The sequence below is a fragment of the Pseudomonas siliginis genome, from assembly GCF_024072275.1.
Classification (GTDB): domain Bacteria; phylum Pseudomonadota; class Gammaproteobacteria; order Pseudomonadales; family Pseudomonadaceae; genus Aquipseudomonas; species Aquipseudomonas siliginis.
This window is the reverse complement of the sequence record NZ_CP099598.1, coordinates 1,746,088-1,764,565: the sequence shown is the minus strand read 5'-3', so window position 1 is coordinate 1,764,565 and position 18,478 is coordinate 1,746,088. Positions and strand designations below refer to the sequence as shown.

At 60.0% G+C, this 18,478-nt stretch carries 18 protein-coding genes and 1 pseudogene; 14 read left to right on the top strand and 5 right to left on the bottom strand.

Annotated elements, in window-relative coordinates; genetic code table 11:
- The first annotated feature begins 79 nt into the window (after positions 1–79).
- Both NF676_RS08375 and NF676_RS08370 read left to right on the top strand, forming a co-directional pair.
- On the top strand, positions 80–1,378 hold the full coding sequence (locus NF676_RS08375) for a serine protein kinase PrkA (protein ID WP_024012145.1): 1,299 nt from the start codon (positions 80–82) through the stop codon (positions 1,376–1,378).
- Positions 1,371–2,159 carry an MlaA family lipoprotein gene (locus NF676_RS08370; protein WP_041479602.1) on the top strand — a complete coding sequence of 263 codons (789 nt, stop codon included), beginning with the start codon at positions 1,371–1,373 and terminating at the stop codon, positions 2,157–2,159. Before NF676_RS08375 ends, NF676_RS08370 begins: the two co-directional genes overlap by 8 nt.
- A gap of 127 nt (positions 2,160–2,286) precedes the next feature.
- Here the strand turns inward: NF676_RS08370 and NF676_RS08365 are convergent, their stop codons facing one another.
- Positions 2,287–3,201, bottom strand: a complete 915-nt coding sequence (locus tag NF676_RS08365; protein WP_095180743.1) for a DUF808 domain-containing protein — start codon at positions 3,199–3,201, stop codon at positions 2,287–2,289.
- A 135-nt stretch (positions 3,202–3,336) separates the two neighbouring features.
- Between NF676_RS08365 and NF676_RS08360 the strand changes: the two genes are divergently transcribed.
- Positions 3,337–3,945, top strand: a complete 609-nt coding sequence (locus tag NF676_RS08360; protein WP_041479604.1) for a TetR/AcrR family transcriptional regulator — start codon at positions 3,337–3,339, stop codon at positions 3,943–3,945.
- Between the two features lie 128 nt (positions 3,946–4,073).
- Here NF676_RS08360 and NF676_RS08355 read toward each other — a convergent pair whose 3' ends face one another.
- A complete protein-coding gene (locus tag NF676_RS08355; protein WP_056783876.1) occupies positions 4,074–4,532 on the bottom strand; it encodes an REP-associated tyrosine transposase in 459 nt (152 codons plus the stop codon).
- Between the two features lie 212 nt (positions 4,533–4,744).
- Positions 4,745–5,185, bottom strand: a complete 441-nt coding sequence (locus NF676_RS08350) for a GlcG/HbpS family heme-binding protein (protein WP_041479606.1) — start codon at positions 5,183–5,185, stop codon at positions 4,745–4,747.
- A 268-nt stretch (positions 5,186–5,453) separates the two neighbouring features.
- Here NF676_RS08350 and gcl point away from each other — a divergent pair, with 268 nt between their 5' ends.
- From gcl to NF676_RS08305, 9 genes are all read left to right on the top strand, one after another.
- The gene (gcl, locus tag NF676_RS08345; protein ID WP_042607573.1) at positions 5,454–7,229 is read left to right on the top strand and encodes a glyoxylate carboligase; all 1,776 of its coding nucleotides are present in this window, start codon (positions 5,454–5,456) and stop codon (positions 7,227–7,229) included.
- 179 nt (positions 7,230–7,408) lie between these two features.
- A complete protein-coding gene (hyi, locus tag NF676_RS08340; protein WP_252887519.1) occupies positions 7,409–8,191 on the top strand; it encodes a hydroxypyruvate isomerase in 783 nt (260 codons plus the stop codon).
- A gap of 128 nt (positions 8,192–8,319) precedes the next feature.
- Complete coding sequence (locus tag NF676_RS08335; RefSeq protein WP_016771028.1) at positions 8,320–9,213, top strand: 2-hydroxy-3-oxopropionate reductase; 894 nt, start codon at positions 8,320–8,322, stop codon at positions 9,211–9,213.
- A 154-nt stretch (positions 9,214–9,367) separates the two neighbouring features.
- Entirely contained in the window at positions 9,368–10,642 is a 1,275-nt protein-coding gene (locus NF676_RS08330; RefSeq protein ID WP_252887518.1) for a glycerate kinase type-2 family protein, read from the top strand.
- Positions 10,639–12,054: a pyruvate kinase gene (gene pyk, locus NF676_RS08325; RefSeq protein WP_095180738.1), complete on the top strand. Its 1,416-nt coding sequence runs from the start codon at positions 10,639–10,641 to the stop codon at positions 12,052–12,054. Before NF676_RS08330 ends, pyk begins: the two co-directional genes overlap by 4 nt.
- A 226-nt stretch (positions 12,055–12,280) precedes the next feature.
- The gene (locus NF676_RS08320; protein WP_252887517.1) at positions 12,281–13,195 is read left to right on the top strand and encodes an urea transporter; all 915 of its coding nucleotides are present in this window, start codon (positions 12,281–12,283) and stop codon (positions 13,193–13,195) included.
- A gap of 21 nt (positions 13,196–13,216) precedes the next feature.
- Entirely contained in the window at positions 13,217–14,041 is an 825-nt protein-coding gene (locus tag NF676_RS08315) for an ion transporter (RefSeq protein ID WP_041479613.1), read from the top strand.
- 103 nt (positions 14,042–14,144) lie between these two features.
- Complete coding sequence (locus tag NF676_RS08310; RefSeq protein WP_136492212.1) at positions 14,145–15,143, top strand: sulfate ABC transporter substrate-binding protein; 999 nt, start codon at positions 14,145–14,147, stop codon at positions 15,141–15,143.
- 167 nt (positions 15,144–15,310) lie between these two features.
- Positions 15,311–16,510 carry an MFS transporter gene (locus NF676_RS08305; RefSeq protein WP_252887516.1) on the top strand — a complete coding sequence of 400 codons (1,200 nt, stop codon included), beginning with the start codon at positions 15,311–15,313 and terminating at the stop codon, positions 16,508–16,510.
- Positions 16,511–16,623: 113 nt separating this feature from the next.
- On the opposite strand, the gene NF676_RS08300 is transcribed toward NF676_RS08305, so the two are convergent.
- Entirely contained in the window at positions 16,624–17,028 is a 405-nt protein-coding gene (locus NF676_RS08300) for a type II toxin-antitoxin system HicB family antitoxin (RefSeq protein ID WP_016771035.1), read from the bottom strand.
- Positions 17,028–17,240: a type II toxin-antitoxin system HicA family toxin gene (locus NF676_RS08295; protein ID WP_041479616.1), complete on the bottom strand. Its 213-nt coding sequence runs from the start codon at positions 17,238–17,240 to the stop codon at positions 17,028–17,030. Before NF676_RS08295 ends, NF676_RS08300 begins: the two co-directional genes overlap by 1 nt.
- Positions 17,241–17,423: 183 nt before the next feature.
- On the opposite strand from NF676_RS08295, the gene NF676_RS08290 reads away from it, so the two are divergent.
- On the top strand, positions 17,424–17,891 hold the full coding sequence (locus NF676_RS08290) for a helix-turn-helix domain-containing protein (protein ID WP_252887515.1): 468 nt from the start codon (positions 17,424–17,426) through the stop codon (positions 17,889–17,891).
- Positions 17,888–18,463 (top strand): annotated as a pseudogene (locus tag NF676_RS08285) (VapC50 family PIN domain-containing toxin). Before NF676_RS08290 ends, NF676_RS08285 begins: the two are co-directional and overlap by 4 nt.
- The last annotated feature ends 15 nt before the right edge of the window (positions 18,464–18,478 follow it).

Below are 18,478 nucleotides of genomic sequence, written 5' to 3'. Positions count from 1 at the left end.
GCAGCATGGCACTTTGGCGCACGGCCGGTGGTCATAGCCTGCGAACTTCAATCGGCACCTTCCTCTAAGGGATCTAGTCATGCTCCGTTCCTTGCGCTTCGCCGCGCTGTTCAGCGGCCTTATCTTGAGTGCGTCCGCGCTGGCGGTGGATATCGACGCCGCCAGCTATGGCTACCCGCTGACCAACCCGTTCGAGGCGACGATCGCCACGACACCACCGGATCTGCGTCCGGAGTTGCCGCTGGACGACGACATCAATCAAACGGACCGCAGCCTCACCCTGCGCCCGGAGCGTGAATTCCAACTGCCGGACAATTTCTGGGCAGTGAAGAAACTCACTTACCGCATCGCCACGCAGGACAAACCGGCGCCGCTGATCTTCCTGATTGCCGGCACCGGCGCGCGCTTTGACAGCACGCTCAACGAATACCTGAAAAAGCTGTATTACAAGGCCGGCTACCACGTCGTGCAGTTGTCCTCGCCGACCAGCTTCGACTTCATCAGCGCTGCCTCGCGTTTCGCCACGCCGGGCGTGACCAAGGAAGACGCCGAAGACATGTATCGGGTGATGCAGGCCGTGCGGGCGCAGAACCCGAAGCTGCCGGTCACCGAGTATTACCTGACCGGCTACAGCCTCGGCGCCCTTGATGCCGCGTTCGTCGCGCATCTGGACGAAACGCGCCGTAGCTTCAACTTCAAAAAAGTCCTGCTGCTGAACCCGCCGGTCAACCTCTACACCTCGGTGACCAACCTCGACAAGCTGGTGCAGACCGAGGTCAAGGGCATCAACAACAGCACCACGTTCTATGAACTGGTACTGACCAAGCTGACCCGTTACTTCCAGCAGAAAGGCTACATCGATCTCAACGATGCGCTGCTGTACGACTTCCAGCAGTCCAAGCAGCACCTGACCAACGAACAGATGGCCATGCTCATCGGCACGTCGTTCCGCTTTTCGGCAGCCGACATTGCCTACACCTCGGACCTGGTCAACCGTCGCGGCCTGATCACCCCGCCGAAATTCCCGATCACCGAAGGCACCAGCCTCACGCCGTTCCTCAAGCGTGCGCTGCAATGCGATTTCGACTGCTACATCACCGAGCAGGTTATTCCGATGTGGCGCGCACGCACCGACGGCGGCAGCCTGCTGCAACTGATCGATCAGGTCAGCCTGTATGCGCTCAAGGACTACCTGCACGACAGCCCGAAAATCGCCGTCATGCACAACGCCGACGACGTCATCCTCGGCCCTGGCGACCTGGGCTTCCTGCGGAAAACCTTCGGTGATCGCCTGACCGTTTATCCACTGGGCGGCCACTGCGGCAACCTTAACTATCGCGTCAACAGCGACGCCATGCTGGAGTTCTTCCGTGGCTAAATATCTCCTGCTGATTGCAGCGTTCCTCTGTGCAGGCGTGGCCCAGGCCGACAACAGTAAAGCCGATGCACCGGTGGTGGTCGACAGCGATGGCTTCAAGCAGCCGCTGACCAAACTCAAGTTCAACCCGGGCCTGGATCAGCGCGAATTCGAACGCTCCACGCTCAATGCGCTGAACGTCTATGACCCGCTGGAATCGTGGAACCGCCGGGTCTACCACTTCAACTACCGCTTCGACCAGTGGGTGTTCCTGCCAGTGGTCGATGGCTATCGCTACATCACGCCAAGCTTCGTGCGTACCGGGGTGAGCAACTTCTTCAACAACATTGGCGACGTGCCGAACCTGGTCAACAGCCTGCTGCAGTTCAAGGGCCAGCGCTCGATGGAAACCACTGCGCGCCTGCTGCTCAACACCACGATCGGCATCGCCGGCCTGTGGGACCCGGCGACCGCCATGGGCCTGCCGCGCCAGAACGAGGACTTCGGGCAGACTCTGGGCTTCTACGGCGTACCGGGCGGCGCCTACTTCGTACTGCCGATCTTCGGCCCGTCGAACATCCGCGACACCGCAGGTCTGGCCGTGGATTACACCGCCGATACCGCGATCAACTTCCTCAATGTCGCGGAAGTCAGCTCCAACCACCCGGAAGTCTGGGCCTTGCGTGCAATCGACAAGCGCTATCAGACCAGCTTCCGCTACGGCCAGATGAACTCGCCGTTCGAGTACGAGAAAGTGCGGTACGTGTATACCGAGGCGCGCAAGTTGCAGATCGCCGAGTAAATCGGCTGGCGCAAAACACTGTGGGAGCGAGCCTGCTCGCGAACGCGGAGTTTCAGTCAACATCGATGTTGACTGAACTACCGCATTCGCGAGCAGGCTCGCTCCCACATTTGTTATGTGTTGCTGATTAACCCTTCAGCGCTTTCCAGAGCTTGCCTACGACCGAAACCACCGCCAACACCACCGCCCCGGCAATTATTCCCGCAACACCATTGAGCAACATCGGCACGGCGAACCCGGCACTGCCCGCTGCCGCGCCGATGCCTTCAATCCAGTGATGCAGCACCGGTACACCATGGGTCAGGATGCCGCCGCCGACCAGGAACATCGCCGCCGTGCCGACTACCGACAGGGTTTTCATCATGTACGGCGCGGCACTGAGAATGCCGCCGCCGATCTTTTTCGCCATCTGCCCGGGCTTCTGCGTCAGCCACAGCCCCAGGTCGTCGAGCTTGACGATGCCCGCCACCAAACCGTAAACGCCCACGGTCATGACAATGGCTATGCCGGACATGACAACCACTTGCTGGGTCAGCGAGGCATCTGCCACGGTGCCGAGGGTGATCGCAATGATTTCTGCCGAGAGAATGAAGTCAGTGCGGATCGCGCCTTTGATCTTGTCCTTTTCGTACGCCACCAGATCGGTCGCCGGATCGGCCACTGCTTCGGTCAACTGTGCGTGTTCTGCCTCGTCTTCCTCTTTGCTGTGCAGAAACTTGTGCGCGAGCTTTTCAAAACCCTCGAAACACAGGTACGCGCCGCCGACCATCAACAGCGGCGTCACCAGCCAAGGCACAAAGGCGCTGATTGCCAGCGCCGACGGCACGAGGATCAGTTTGTTGACGAACGAGCCCTTGGCCACCGCCCACACCACGGGAATTTCCCGCTCGGCGCGCACGCCCGAAACCTGCTGGGCATTGAGCGCCAGATCATCACCGAGCACCCCGGCGGTCTTCTTCGCGGCCATCTTGGTCATCAACGCAACGTCATCCAGAACGGTGGCGATGTCATCGATCAGCACCAGCAAACTGCTTCCTGCCATGAATCCTGTTTCCTTCTGTGTATGAATGTTGCCAAGCATAACGCGACCGCCGGCCACAGGCTGCATTGTTGAGCGCCGCTCAAGGCCGGTGCTACCATGCGCCACCGCCAGAACAGGCAAGGAACCACCGGGTTTATGAGCACAATCCGCGAGCGTAACAAAGAACTGATCCTGCGCGCCGCCAGCGAAGAGTTTGCCGACAAGGGCTTCGCGGCGACCAAAACCAGCGACATCGCCGCCAAGGCGGGATTGCCCAAGCCCAACGTCTACTACTACTTCAAATCCAAGGAAAACCTCTATCGCGAGGTGCTGGAAAGCATCATCGAGCCGATTCTGCAGGCCTCGACCCCGTTCAACCCGGACGGCGTGCCGAGCGAAGTGCTGAGCGGCTACATCCGCTCGAAGATCCGCATCTCCCGCGACCTGCCCTACGCCTCCAAGGTGTTCGCCAGCGAAATCATGCACGGCGCCCCGCACCTGAGCGCTGACCTGGTAGAGCAGCTCAACGCCCAGGCCAAACACAACATCGCCTGCATCCAGAGCTGGATCGACCGCGGCCAGATCGCCCCGATCGACCCCAACCACCTGATGTTCAGCATCTGGGCCGCGACCCAGACCTACGCCGACTTCGACTGGCAGATTTCCGCGGTGACCGGGAAAGACAAGCTTGATGAAGCCGATTATGAAGCGGCTGCGCAGACGATTATCCGGTTGGTGTTGAAGGGGTGTGAGCCGGATCGGTGAGATCGGGGGAACCGCTTCGCGAGCAGGCTCGCTCCCACAGGGGTTGTGGTGTCCAGACATTTTGTGTCCAATCCAAATCCACTGTGGGAGCGAGCCTGCTCGCGAATGGCCGCACCGCAGATCTCAACTCATAACCAGATCGAATCCCACAACGGATAGTCGCCAAGGCTTTTGACCAGCCCTGCCCGCAATGGGTTGGCAATGACATACCTAGCCATCTTCACCAGATTCTCCTCTTTACGCAGTGCCCGGTCATGGAAGCCAGGTTGCCAAAGGCTGGACTTTCTACCGGTCGAAAGCTTTACCGCTTTGGTGCTGAGGGATTTAGTTCGCTGCATCAATTCGCCGAGCGAGCCACTCTTCAATTCAATCAGCCAGTGAAAATGATCTGGCATTACGACCCAAGCCAGAGAATTGGCCAATCCCGTTTCCTCAGCTGCCCGAAATTGGCTTACAAGCAATCTGCCCAGGAAGAAATCGCTGAATACGGGTTCTCTCCCGGCGGTATTGGCGGTCAGAAGGTAAATGCGGTTGTGTTCTGAATAGCGTCCGATGCGCAAGCGATGTGAAGCAGATAAACCCGGCATTCCGTTGCCTTCTCATATGTTGATCATGAGAAGGCTAGCCGTGGAGATGGCAAAGGGAGCGTCAGACTTTTAGCAAGATGTGTAGCGCAGATCGTATTCGCGAGCAGGCTCGCTCCCACAGTGGGCTTCAGGTGTTCAGACATTTTGTGTCCAACCCTGATCCCATGGGGGAGCGAGCCTGCTCGCGAAAGCGGTTATTCAGACACTGACATTCAACCAACCACCCCGCCATCCGCCCTCAAATCCAGCGCCTCCACCGCTCTGATCGCCACCTGCTCATCGACATCCGACAAATCCCCACTGATCCCGATCGCGCCCAGCACTTCACCCGCCTGATTTCGAATCAACACGCCACCCGGGGCCGGCACAACGCTGCCCTGCCCCATGCTGTTCAACGAAGAAAAAAACGCCGGGCGTTGCTGGGCGTCCTGGGCGAGCAGGCGTGAGCCTTTGCCCAGGGCGATGGCGCCCCAGGCTTTGCCGATGGCGATGTCCGGGCGCAGCAGGCTGGCGCCGTCTTCGCGTTGCAGGGCGATCAGGTGGCCGCCGTTATCGAGTACCGCGATGGTCAGAGGTGCGGCGTTGATGCCGCGTCCTGCGTTGATGGCTTCGCTGACCAGGTTGACTGCGACTTTCAAGGTTAAAGCGCTCATGGTGCCGTCCTCATTTTGTTATAGGGAAAGTCGTGGGACCGCGCGTTTGTGCCGCAGTCCGATGCCACAAATAGAACACAATGAATTATTTTTTTGTATACAATAATTCTCGAAAAGCGCCACATGCGACGAAAAGCCACAGCACATCGGGCTTCCGACGAATGAAACAGCCGCTTGAGAAAATGGATTGACCTGCGCCGTCCGCCGTGAATACACTCTGCGCAAAGCCACTTGTATACAATTACAAAACGTAAAGAGGCACAAAACCATGAGCAAAATGAGAGCAATCGAAGCCGCCGTTCTGGTGATGCGCCGTGAAGGGGTTGATACCGCTTTTGGCATCCCGGGCGCAGCGATCAACCCGCTGTACTCCGCCTTGCAGAAGGTCGGTGGCATCGATCACGTCCTTGCTCGCCACGTTGAAGGCGCCTCGCACATGGCCGAGGGCTACACCCGCACCAAGGCCGGCAATATCGGCGTGTGCATCGGCACGTCCGGCCCGGCCGGCACCGATATGGTCACCGGGCTCTACAGCGCCTCGGCTGACTCGATTCCAATCCTCTGCATTACCGGTCAGGCACCCCGCGCCCGTATGCACAAGGAAGATTTCCAGGCTGTCGACATCACCAGCATCGTCAAGCCAGTCACCAAGTGGGCGACCACGGTTCTCGAACCGGGCCAGGTGCCTTATGCGTTTCAGAAAGCCTTCTATGAAATGCGCTCCGGCCGTCCAGGCCCTGTACTGATCGACCTGCCGTTCGACGTGCAGATGGCCGAGATCGAATTCGACATCGACGCTTATCAACCGCTGCCATTGGCCAAACCGACCGCAACCCGCGTACAGGTCGAGAAGGCTCTGGCGCTGCTGGATCAGGCCGAGCGTCCATTGCTGGTCGCCGGCGGCGGCATCATCAACGCCGACGCCAGCGACCTGCTGGTCGAGTTCGCCGAGCTGACCGGCATCCCGGTTATTCCAACCCTGATGGGCTGGGGCACCATCCCTGACGATCACCCGCTGATGGTCGGCATGGTCGGTTTGCAGACGTCGCACCGTTACGGCAACGCCACCATGCTCAAATCCGACGTGGTGCTGGGCATTGGTAACCGTTGGGCCAACCGTCACACCGGTTCGGTGGATGTCTACACCGAAGGCCGCAAGTTCATTCACGTCGACATCGAAGGCACGCAGATCGGCCGCGTGTTCACCCCTGATCTGGGCATCGTTTCCGACGCCGCTGCCGCGCTGACCGTGTTCATCGAAGTCGCCCGTGAATGGCAAGCCGCCGGCAAGCTGAAGAACCGCAGCGCCTGGCTGCAGGATTGCCAGCAGCGCAAGGCCAGCCTGCATCGCAAGACCCACTTCGACAACGTGCCGGTCAAGCCGCAGCGCGTTTACGAAGAAATGAACCAGGTGTTCGGCAAGGACACCTGCTACGTCAGCACCATTGGTCTGTCGCAGATTGCCGGCGCGCAGTTCCTGCACGTCTACAAGCCGCGTCACTGGATCAACTGCGGTCAGGCCGGCCCGTTGGGCTGGACCATTCCGGCGGCGCTGGGCGTGGTCAAGGCCGATCCGAACCGCAAAGTCGTGGCCCTGTCGGGGGACTATGATTTCCAGTTCATGATCGAAGAACTGGCGGTCGGCGCTCAGTTCAAACTGCCGTACATCCACGTCGTGGTGAACAACTCGTACCTGGGCCTGATCCGTCAGGCCCAGCGCGGGTTCGAAATGGACTACTGCGTGCAGCTGTCCTTCGATAACCTGAATGCGCCGGAACTCAACGGTTACGGGGTTGACCACATCGCAGTCGCCGAAGGCCTCGGCTGCAAGGCACTGCGTGTGTTCGAACCGTCGGAAATCGCCCCTGCCCTGCGCAAGGCCGAACAGATGATCGAAGAGTTCAAGGTGCCGGTGATCGTCGAGATCATTCTGGAGCGTGTGACCAACATCTCCATGGGTACCGAGATCAACGCGGTCAACGAGTTCGAAGACCTGGCACTGGTCGGCAACGATGCGCCGACGGCGATTTCGTTGCTCGATTGATTGCTTTTAGCCCCCTCTCTCTCTGGGAGAGGGCTGGGGTGAGGGAAAGGTTTTGCGGTGTTCGCACAATCGGGATCAGACTCAGGATTCCCCCTCACCCTAACCCTCTCCCCCAGGAGAGGGGACTTGACCGCGCTCAGTCTGACCTACCGTGCCTCATCAGTTTTTAGGAGACCACCATGCCGCGTTTCGCAGCCAACCTGTCCATGCTGTTCACCGAACAGGATTTCCTTGCCCGTTTCGACGCCGCCGCCAAGGCCGGTTTCACTGGCGTGGAATACCTGTTCCCGTACGACTTCAGCTCGGCTGAAATCAAGGCAAAACTCGAGGCCAACGGGCTGACCCAAGTGCTGTTCAACCTGCCGGCCGGTGACTGGGCCAAGGGCGAGCGTGGCATCGCCTGCCTGCCGGATCGGGTCGAAGAGTTCCGCGCCGGGGTCGATCTGGCGATCGCCTACGCACAAGTGCTGGGCAACACCCAGGTCAACTGCCTGGCCGGTATCCGCCCGCAAGGCGTTGACGATGCCACTGTGGAAAAGACCTTTGTCGCCAACCTCAAATACGCCGCCGACAAGCTGCAAGCGGCGGGCATCAAACTGGTAATGGAAGCGATCAACACCCGCGACATTCCCGGTTTCTACCTGAACAACACGGCGCAAGCCCTGTCGATTCGCGAGCAGGTCGGCAGCGCCAATCTGTTCCTGCAATACGACATCTATCACATGCAAATCATGGAAGGCGATCTGGCCCGCACCCTGCAATCGCACCTGGGCGAGATCAACCACGTGCAACTCGCGGACAACCCGGGGCGCAACGAGCCGGGCACCGGTGAGATCAACTACCGCTTCCTGTTCGAACACCTTGATCGCATCGGTTATCAGGGTTGGGTCGGTTGCGAATACAAACCGCTGACCACCACCGAAGCGGGCCTGGGTTGGTTGAAATCACACAACGCAATCTGACGAACACATGACCCTGTAGGAGCTGCCGAAGGCTGCGATCTTTTGATCTTGACCTTCAAAAGCAAAGTCAAAAGATCGCAGCCTGCGGCAGCTCCTACGGCTGTTTATAAAAACAAGAGGATTTTCTCATGGCTAAAATCGGATTCATCGGCACCGGCATCATGGGCCACCCAATGGCGGCGAACCTGCAGAAAGCCGGTCACAGCCTGTTCCTGTCGCAACACCACGACGCGGCCCCGGCCGACCTCGTCGCCGCTGGCGCCGTCGCCCTGGCCAACCCGCGCGAAGTGGCGCAGGAAGCCGAATTCATCATCGTCATGGTTCCGGACACCCCGCAGGTCGACGACGTGCTGTTCCGCGCCGACGGCGTCGCGGCCGGTATCGGCAAGGGCAAAGTCGTGATCGACATGAGCTCGATTTCGCCGACCGCCACCAAAGCCTTCGCGGCGAAGATCAACGAAAAAGGCGCGCAGTACCTCGACGCGCCAGTGTCCGGCGGTGAAGTCGGCGCCAAGGCCGCAACCCTGAGCATCATGGTCGGTGGCGACGCCGATGCCTTCGAACGCGCCCTGCCGCTGTTCCAGGCCATGGGCAAGAACATCACCCTGGTTGGTGGCAATGGCGACGGCCAGACCGCCAAAGTGGCGAACCAGATCATCGTCGCGCTGAACATCCAGGCCGTAGCCGAAGCCCTGCTGTTCGCCTCGAAAAACGGTGCCGATCCGGCCAAGGTGCGTGAAGCGCTGATGGGCGGTTTCGCTTCTTCGAAGATCCTCGAAGTGCACGGCGAGCGCATGATCAAGGGAACCTTCGACCCGGGCTTCCGCATCAGCCTGCACCAGAAGGACCTGAACCTGGCCCTGCAAGGCGCCAAGGAGCTGAACATCAACCTGCCGAACACCGCCAATGCCCAGCAGGTATTCAGCACCTGCGCGGCCATCGGCGGCAGCAACTGGGACCACTCGGCGCTGATCAAGGGCCTGGAACACATGGCCAATTTCTCGATTCGCGACAATAAATAAACCCTGCACAAAACCCTGTGGGAGCGAGCCTGCTCGCGAAAGCGGCTTCACATCCAACATCCATGTTGGCTGACATGCCGCGTTCGCGAGCAGGCTCGCTCCCACAAGGGTTCCGAGTTGCCCTTTCGAATAACAAGAATTCCGGGAGCCCGCCATGTCGGTCGATCCGCAACAACTGCTGCGCGAGCTGTTTGCCACAGCCATCGACGCGGCCCATCCGAACCAAGTCCTCGAAGCCCATTTGCCTGCCGATCGCACCGGTCGGTTGATCGTCATCGGCGCCGGCAAAGCCGCTGCCGCCATGGCGCAAGTGGTCGAGCGCTGCTGGGAGGGTGAAGTCACCGGCCTGGTGGTGACCCGCTACGGCCACGGCGCTCCGTGCGAAAAAATCGAAGTGGTCGAAGCCGCGCACCCGGTGCCGGATGCGGCCGGGCTGGCCGTGGCCAAACGCGTGCTGGAGCTGGTCAGCAACCTCACTGAAGACGACCGCGTGATCTTTCTGCTTTCCGGCGGCGGCTCTGCCCTGCTCGCCTTGCCCGCCGACGGCATTACCCTCGCTGACAAGCAGGCGATCAACAAAGCCCTGCTCAAATCCGGCGCGACCATCGGCGAGATGAACTGCGTGCGCAAGCACCTCTCGGCGATCAAGGGCGGCCGCCTCGGCAAGGCCTGCTGGCCGGCGACGGTTTACACCTACGCGATTTCCGATGTGCCGGGCGACCTCGCCACCGTCATTGCCTCCGGCCCGACCGTGGCCGACCCGAGCACTTCCGCCGAAGCACTGGCGATCATCAAACGCTACGGCATCGACATTCCCGCCTCCGTGCGTACCTGGCTGCAAAGCCCGGAATCGGAAACCGTCAAACCCGGCGATCCGAGTCTGGCGCGCAGTCATTTCCAGTTGATCGCCCGCCCGCAGCAGTCGCTGGACGCGGCGGCGGTGAAGTGCCGTCAGGCCGGTTTCAGCACCTTGATTCTCGGCGACCTCGAAGGCGAATCCCGCGAAGTGGCGAAAGTCCACGCCGGCATCGCCCGACAGATCATCAATCACGGCCAGCCACTGGCGACGCCGTGCGTGATTCTTTCTGGCGGTGAGACCACGGTAACCGTGCGCGGCAATGGCCGTGGCGGGCGTAACGCCGAATTCCTCCTCAGCCTGACCGACAGCCTCAAGGGCCAGCCCGGCGTCTACGCGCTGGCCGGCGACACCGATGGCATCGACGGCTCGGAAGACAACGCCGGCGCAATCATGACTCCGGACAGCTACGCCCGCGCCGCCGCACTGGGTCTGAGCGCCAGCGACGAGCTGGATAACAACAACGGCTATGGCTACTTCCAGGCGCTCGATGCGCTGATCGTCACCGAGCCGACCCGCACTAACGTCAACGACTTCCGCGCCATTCTGATCCTTGAGAACTGCAAATCATGACGCCTGATAAAAAGGTCAAAATCCTCGCCACCCTCGGCCCTGCGGTCGACGGTATCGACGACATCCGCGAGCTGGTCGAGGCCGGGGTCAACATCTTCCGGCTGAATTTCAGCCATGGCGATCACGCCGACCACGCCAAGCGCTATCAATGGATCCGCGAAGTCGAGCGCCAGCTCAACTATCCGCTGGGCATTCTGATGGACCTGCAAGGGCCGAAACTGCGTGTGGGCAAGTTCGCTGACGGCAAGGTGCAGTTGCATCGCGGTCAGGCGTTCCGCTTGGATCTCGATGCGACACCGGGCGATGAGCGCCGGGTCAACCTGCCGCATCCGGAAATCATTGCCGCGCTGGAAGCGGGCATGGACCTGCTGCTCGACGACGGCAAGCTGCGCCTGCGCGTGGTCACCAAGTACGCCGATGCGATCGACACCAGCGTGCTCAACGGCGGCGAACTGTCCGATCGCAAAGGCGTGAATGTGCCGCAAGCGGTGCTCGACCTCAGCCCGCTGACCGCCAAGGATCGCCGCGATTTGAGCTTCGGCCTGGAATTGGGTGTGGACTGGGTCGCGCTGTCGTTCGTACAGCGCCCGCAGGACATTGTCGAAGCCCGCGCATTGATCGGCGACAAGGCGTTTCTGATGGCGAAAATCGAGAAGCCTTCGGCGGTCGAGCAACTACGTGAGATTGCTGAGTTGAGCGACGCGATCATGGTCGCGCGCGGCGATCTTGGTGTGGAAGTGCCGGCGGAAAGCGTGCCGCAGATTCAGAAAAACATCATCACCACCTGCCGCGCGCTGGGCAAACCGGTGGTGGTGGCGACGCAAATGCTCGAGTCGATGCGCTTCTCCCCTGCCCCAACCCGTGCCGAGGTGACTGACGTCGCCAACGCCGTGGCCGAAGGCGCCGATGCGGTGATGCTCTCGGCGGAAACCGCGTCCGGCGAATACCCGCTGGAAGCCGTGCAGATGATGAGCAAGATCATCCGTCAAGTTGAGAACGGCCCGGATTATCAGACCCAGCTTGACGTCAGCCGACCGAAAGCCGAGGCGACGGTTTCCGATGCAATCAGCTGTGCGATCCGCCGGATCAGCAACGTGCTGCCGGTGGCGGTGCTGGTCAATTACAGCGAGTCCGGCGCCTCGACGTTGCGCGCATCGCGGGAACGGCCGAAAGCACCGATCCTCAATCTGACGCCGAACCTGCAAACGGCGCGGCGCTTGAGCGTGGCGTGGGGCATTCATTCGGTAGTCAACGATCGCCTGCGTCAGGTCGACGAAGTCTGCTCGACCGCACTGGAGATTGCTCAGGCGCAAGGCATGGCCGAGCGTGGCGATACGCTGCTGATCACCGCTGGCGTGCCGTTTGGGCAGCCGGGATCGACCAATTCGCTGCGCATTGAGACGTTGATCTGACCCACCATAAAAGTGGGTGCATAAACTTGTGGCGAGGGGATTTATCCCCGTTGGGCTGCGAAGCGGCCCCCAATCGGAGAATGCGGTTTCTCTGTGGAAACCGTCACACCCTTAAAAGCGACGACTGCTGCGCAGCCGAACGGGGCGGTGCGACGTTTCGCTAAATCCCCTCGCCACAGTGACTTGCAAGACCTTTTGATGTTCCAACTGCCCAGATTTTCTCAACATGCCTGCCAATCACTTCAACACCCACTGCCCCGACTGGGCCGAGGCTTTGCTCAACGGTTTCAGTCAGATTTTCTTCCAGCGCCATCCGCTGTGCGGCCTGCTGTGTCTGTTGGCGATCCTGCTGACCGCGCCGGTGCTGTTCGCCGGGGCGCTGCTCGGTGGCGTTGCCGGTCTGCTCACCGCGCAGCGGCGCAACTACGCCAAGGCCGATCGCCAGGCCGGGTTGTTCAGCTACAACGGCGTGCTGCTCGGCCTGCTGCTGAGCCTGTATTTCCCTTGGTCGCCACTGCTGCCGCCGTTGATTCTTGCAGCCGGTGGCTTGAGCGCGATGCTTACTCAGCAATGGCTCAAACACGTGTACCGCAGTCGCGCCATACCGGCGTATACCTCGCCGTTCGTGGCGCTCAGTTGGGTGCTGCTGATGTTCGCCGAGCCGTCCGCGCCGGCGGCATCGGTCGACCTGAACACGACAAATCTGCTGGCCGCTGAACTGCGCGGATTCGGCCAGGTGATGTTTCTCGACCATCCATTGGCCGGGGCGTTGATCGCCAGCGGTTTGCTGCTCGCCGATCGCCGCGCTTTCTGCTGGGCGCTGCTGGCGTCGGCGATCGGCCTGGGCTCGAGTCTGCTGCACCACGAAACGTCCGCCGCACTGCTCGGCCTCGGTGGCTACAACGCCGTACTCGCCGCCCTCGCCTTCAGCGCGCAACGGCAACATCCGTGGCTGCCGCTGCTCGCCATTGTCCTGGCGCTGCTGGTGACGCCGCTGTTTGCTGCCCTTGGATTGGCGACGCTGACCGCGCCGTTCATCCTCGCCTGCTGGTTGATCCGGGCTGGCATTCAAATGCTTGGCAAAGCTTCGCTCGCGCATGAGTCTTGCGCTCACGAGGAGAATCACCCTAGGCTGCGCTGATCTTCGATTCAGGCGTTATCCATGGACAGCAGCAACAATTGGCGCGAACGGCTCTACGTCATGATTTTCCAGAGCGACACCCCGGCCGGGCGTCGCTTCGACGGCATTCTGCTGTTGATCATCCTCGCCAGTCTGGTGATCGTGATGCTCGACAGTATCGACAGCATCCACCGTAATTACGCCGACGTTCTGGCCTATATAGAGTGGGGCTTCACGGCGATCTTCCTCGGCGAATACATCCTGCGTCTGTACTGCTCGCCCAAGCCGCTGCGCTATGCCTTCAGCTTTTACGGCCTGGTGGATCTGCTGGCGATCGTGCCGGGCATCCTCGCGCTGTATTACAGCGATGCGCAGTATCTGCTGATCATCCGCATCATTCGGATGCTGCGGATTTTCCGCGTGCTCAAGCTCAGCCCGTATCTCAAGCAAGCCAACTATCTGATGTCGGCGCTGCGCGGCAGCAAGCAGAAAATCGTCGTGTTTCTGGTCAGCGTGTGCACGCTGGTGACGGTGTTCGGCACGCTGATGTACGTGATCGAAGGCCCGGAACATGGCTTCACCAGCATTCCCAAAGGCATCTATTGGGCCATCGTGACCTTGACCACTGTGGGCTTCGGCGACATCGTGCCGAAGACGCCGCTGGGCCAGGTGATTTCCTCGCTGGTGATGATCACCGGTTACTCGATCATCGCCGTGCCCACGGGGATTTTTACCGCAGAGCTGGCCAACGCCATGCGCGGCGAACAGCTGCAACATGACTGCCCGGGCTGTCAGAAAAAGAGCCATGAACAGAGCGCAGCGTTCTGTTCGCGCTGCGGCAGTCAGCTGTTCAAGAAAGTGGAATAAGCACAGAGCTTTTTAATCTTTAAGCGACTATGCGAGGCCCGCTATAGTCGCTGGCAAATGGCTTCATTTTTGACAAGACACCCCACAGAACAAGGAATGCGCAGTGAAAAAACTCTTTGGCGCCTCACTTCTCGCCGCCGGCCTGGCCTTGGCCAACATCGCTCAGGCAGCACCGACGCTGCTCAACGTTTCCTACGACGTGATGCGCGATTTCTACAAGGACTACAACACTGCGTTCCAGAAGCACTGGCAAGCCGAGCACAAGGAGAACATCACCGTGCAGATGTCCTTCGGCGGCTCGAGCAAGCAGGCGCGTTCGGTGATCGACGGCCTGCCGGCTGACGTCATTACCATGAACATGGCCACCGACATCAACGCCCTCGCCGACAACGGCAAACTGGTGCCGGACAACTGGGTCACGCGCCTGCCGAACAACAGCGCACCGTTCACCTCGGCGACAGTGTTCATAGTTCGCAAGGGCAATCCAAAAGCGCTGAAAGACTGGCCGGACCTGCTCAAGGACGGCGTACAGGTGATCGTGCCGAACCCGAAAACTTCGGGTAACGGCCGCTACACCTACCTGTCGGCCTGGGGCTATGTGCTGAAAAACGGTGGCGACGAGAACAAGGCCAAGGACTTCGTCGGCAAGCTGTTCAAGCAGGCGCCGGTGCTCGATACCGGTGGCCGCGCCGCCACCACCACGTTCATGACCAACCAGATCGGCGACGTGCTGGTGACCTTTGAAAACGAAGCGGAAATGATCGCCCGCGAGTTCGGTCGCGATCAGTTCGAAGTCATCTACCCGACCGTCTCCGCGGAAGCCGAGCCACCGGTTTCGGTGGTCGATAAAGTCGTCGACAAGAAAGGCTCGCGCGCTGCGGCTGACGAGTATCTGAAATACCTGTGGTCGCCGGAAGGACAGGAAATTGCGGCGGCCAACTACCTGCGCCCGCGTGACCCGGCGGTGCTGGCGAAGTACACCGACCGTTTCCCGAAAGTCGACTTCCTTTCGGTGGAGAAGACGTTTGGTGACTGGCGCACGGTGCAGAAAACCCACTTCAATGATGGTGGCGTGTTCGATCAGATTTACAGCGGGCAGTAAGTCTTGATCTGAAAAAATCAAAAGGCGACCCACCGGGTCGCCTTTTTGTTGCGCGGCAATACCGCTCATTACACTGCGTAATAACAGTTATCATCCGAAAACGTCTTCTGCCAGTCCACGTTGTCCATTAGCCTCAGCCCTTTCCTGTGCCTGACCCGAGATCCCCTATGACCACCACTCCTCACGCAATGACCCGAGGCATGGTCCTGCTGTTCGCGTTCTGCTGCGGCGCCATCGTTGCCAACATCTACTACGCACAGCCGATCATCGGCCTGATCGCGCCGGACATCGGCCTCTCCGACACCATGGCCAGTTTCATCGTCTCGCTGACGCAGATCGGTTACGCGTTGGGCCTGTTCTTTCTGGTGCCGCTGGGGGATCTGCTGGAGAACCGTCGGCTGATGATCATCACCACGGTCGTGGCGATCGCCAGTCTGCTTGGCGCCGCGTTCACTGAACAGCCGAACGTATTTCTGCTGATCTCACTGCTGGTCGGGTTCAGCTCGGTGTCGGTGCAGATCCTGATTCCGCTGGCCGCGCATCTGGCGCCGGAAGAGTCCCGTGGTCGCGTGGTGGGCGGGATCATGGGCGGTTTGCTGCTGGGTATTCTGTTGGCGCGACCGGTATCGAGTGTGGTCGCCGATCACCTCGGCTGGCGCGCCATGTTCATGATCGCCGCAGCGTTGATGGCGGCAATCAGCGTGGTGCTGGCGCTGACCGTGCCCAAGCGCCAGCCGGATCACAGCGCTACTTATGGCCAGTTGATCGGTTCGCTATGGACACTGCTGCGCCAGCAACCGGTGCTGCGTCAGCGGGCGTTTTACCAGGGCTGCATGTTTGCCACGTTCAGCCTGTTCTGGACCGCCGTGCCGCTGGAGCTGGCACGCAACCATGGCCTGTCGCAAAGCGAAATCGCGATCTTCGCCCTGGTCGGCGCCATCGGTGCCATCGCCGCGCCAATCAGCGGCCGCCTCGCTGATGCCGGTCACACACGCATCGCCTCGCTGCTGGCCATGCTCTTCGCCAGCCTGAGCTTCCTGCCCGCCTTCATTCACCCGGCCTACAGCGTCATCGGCCTGGCCGTGACCGGCGTGGTGCTGGACTTCTGCGTGCAGATGAACATGGTCCTCGGCCAACGCGCGGTGTACTCGCTGGACGCGAAAAGTCGTGGCCGTTTGAACGCGCTGTACATGACCAGCATCTTCATCGGCGGCGCGTTCGGCTCGTCGGTGGCCAGCGCGGTGTACGAGCATGGCGGCTGGTTGTGGATCGTGATTGTCGGCAGCGTGTTTCCGTTGTTGGCGTTGGTGCGGTTTTTGAGTGCATCGCAAAACGCTGCGCTGGCGCAGCGAAAAGTCGCGTCCTGACGCGATGTCATAGTGGGAGCGAGCCTGCTCGCGAAGGCCGGTGTGTCAGCCATAGATCAGTGCCTGACCTGACGCCTTCGCGAGCAGGCTCGCTCCCACAATTGCGCAGACCCTCAATACCGAACCAGTTTCTCCATCGCCGCATCCGCCAGAAACGAGGAGCGGCTTTTGACGTTGTGCTCGCGTACATAGCGATCAATACGCTGAATCACATAGCCGGGCAGCGTAACGTTGACCTTTTCGGTCTTGCCAAGGTACGGCGAGATATCCAGCTCCAGCATGCCCCAGCCCATCTCGGCAAAATCCGGATGATTGCGATGCGCCGCTGCCGAGGTCGGCATCGGAATCGCCTGACCGGCCGCCGCGATCTCCTGCAGCATGAGGTGAGCCACTTCCACGGCCGCGTTGTAGGCCTCCTCAAAGCTGTCACCGGCCGTGACTGCGCCGGGAATATCGGGGATCTGAATACCGATGGCAGTGTTCTCGTCACCCCACTCGATGCAGATGGGATATTGCATTACGGATCTCCTTCATGACGGGTTGGCGGGCTGAATAACCCCGCGCGCCGCCGAATGCTTTTGACTGTCCCCAGCGGTAAATCCTTTTTCGGATGCGGGACGGCAATCGTGTTCGGGTTGTAACGATGAGTGAAGATGTAATGACTGCCCGCAACCCGATCCAGCGTCCAGCCCGCCTCCTCCAGCTCCTTCATCAATAGCCTGCTCTGCACCAACCGCCTCCTTGGCCTGGCCCATTAAAAGTAACTCTAGAGTTATCTTTACTCAAGCACAGAATGGGACGGGGTGATGGTTGGTAGTTTTACAAAGTATTCCTGCACCAGTTTCGTTTATTGCGAATTCGTTTAATTCGAATAACGTCGACACATCCTTCCATAGAATGCTGGAACAGTCTTATGACCACCGCTACTCCATCTGCCATCAATCTGCCTGTCGAACGAGAGGTCAAAGCCGCGATTGCAGGCCAGCGCGCCCTGAGCGCCTTCCTCACAACCGCTTTTGAAACTCAGCGAATCCAGATTTTTGATGAACAGAACGAAGCCCACAGCGTCGAGCTGCCAACATCGGCGTTGCGCTTGCTGAGCGATATCCTCGCGGCGCTGGCGCAGGGCAACGCTGTGAAGGTGGTACCGATCCACGCGGAGCTGACCACGCAGGAAGCTGCCGATCTGCTCAACGTCTCACGTCCGCACATGATCAAACTGCTGGAGAGCGGTGAGGTTTCCTACCACAAAACAGGCAAGCACCGACGTGTGCGTTTTGCTGATCTGATGGAATATAAAACCCGGCGAGACACCGCCAGCGAGCAGGCAATGATGCTTCTCGCGGAGCAGGCACAGGCGCTAAGGACAGGATACGAGTGAGGCATTCCTCTTTCACTGCTGTATACGATGCATGCGTTTTATATCCGGCGCCTTTAAGAGATTTCCTGATGTGGCTCGCGTTGTGAGGGCTGTATCGGGCTCGCTGGACTCAGGAAGTACACCACGAATGGAAGCGTAACTTATTGAAGAACAGGTCCGACCTGACCCGCGAACAACTCGATCGCACATCGCAATTGATGGACCTGGCCCTTCCAGATGCGTGTATCGATGGCTATGAAGACTTGGTGTCAGGCCTGACACTGCCTGATGAGAACGACCGCCATGTTCTAGCGGCCGCAATCCGATGCGGTGCCGATGTAATAGTGACGTTCAACCTGAAAGATTTCCCCACCCGTCACCTCGCGCCATACGGCATTGAAGCTCAGCACCCGGATGAGTTTGTGGAAAACCTTTTCCATCTTGATTCGGCTGCCGTCGTCGCTGCGGCTCAAAGCCAGCGACGGCAATTGAAAACGCCCAATGTGGAGGTGGACAAATATCTTGGCTTTCTCCAACGGCAAGGATTGGTCGAGTCGGTAAAGGCGTTAGGTAACTATCGTGCGATTCTCTGAGAATCAGACGCAAAA

Coding starts and splice junctions, on each gene's coding strand:
- NF676_RS08355 (WP_056783876.1), bottom strand. CDS start 4,532: ATGCCGGGTTTATCTGCTTCACATCGCTTGCGCATCGGACGCTATTCA.
- NF676_RS08320 (WP_252887517.1), top strand. CDS start 12,281: ATGCCTGCCAATCACTTCAACACCCACTGCCCCGACTGGGCCGAGGCT.
- NF676_RS08360 (WP_041479604.1), top strand. CDS start 3,337: ATGAGCACAATCCGCGAGCGTAACAAAGAACTGATCCTGCGCGCCGCC.
- NF676_RS08330 (WP_252887518.1), top strand. CDS start 9,368: ATGTCGGTCGATCCGCAACAACTGCTGCGCGAGCTGTTTGCCACAGCC.
- NF676_RS08375 (WP_024012145.1), top strand. CDS start 80: ATGCTCCGTTCCTTGCGCTTCGCCGCGCTGTTCAGCGGCCTTATCTTG.
- NF676_RS08290 (WP_252887515.1), top strand. CDS start 17,424: ATGACCACCGCTACTCCATCTGCCATCAATCTGCCTGTCGAACGAGAG.
- NF676_RS08350 (WP_041479606.1), bottom strand. CDS start 5,185: ATGAGCGCTTTAACCTTGAAAGTCGCAGTCAACCTGGTCAGCGAAGCC.
- gcl (WP_042607573.1), top strand. CDS start 5,454: ATGAGCAAAATGAGAGCAATCGAAGCCGCCGTTCTGGTGATGCGCCGT.
- hyi (WP_252887519.1), top strand. CDS start 7,409: ATGCCGCGTTTCGCAGCCAACCTGTCCATGCTGTTCACCGAACAGGAT.
- NF676_RS08305 (WP_252887516.1), top strand. CDS start 15,311: ATGACCACCACTCCTCACGCAATGACCCGAGGCATGGTCCTGCTGTTC.
- pyk (WP_095180738.1), top strand. CDS start 10,639: ATGACGCCTGATAAAAAGGTCAAAATCCTCGCCACCCTCGGCCCTGCG.
- NF676_RS08365 (WP_095180743.1), bottom strand. CDS start 3,201: ATGGCAGGAAGCAGTTTGCTGGTGCTGATCGATGACATCGCCACCGTT.
- NF676_RS08335 (WP_016771028.1), top strand. CDS start 8,320: ATGGCTAAAATCGGATTCATCGGCACCGGCATCATGGGCCACCCAATG.
- NF676_RS08300 (WP_016771035.1), bottom strand. CDS start 17,028: ATGCAATATCCCATCTGCATCGAGTGGGGTGACGAGAACACTGCCATC.
- NF676_RS08315 (WP_041479613.1), top strand. CDS start 13,217: ATGGACAGCAGCAACAATTGGCGCGAACGGCTCTACGTCATGATTTTC.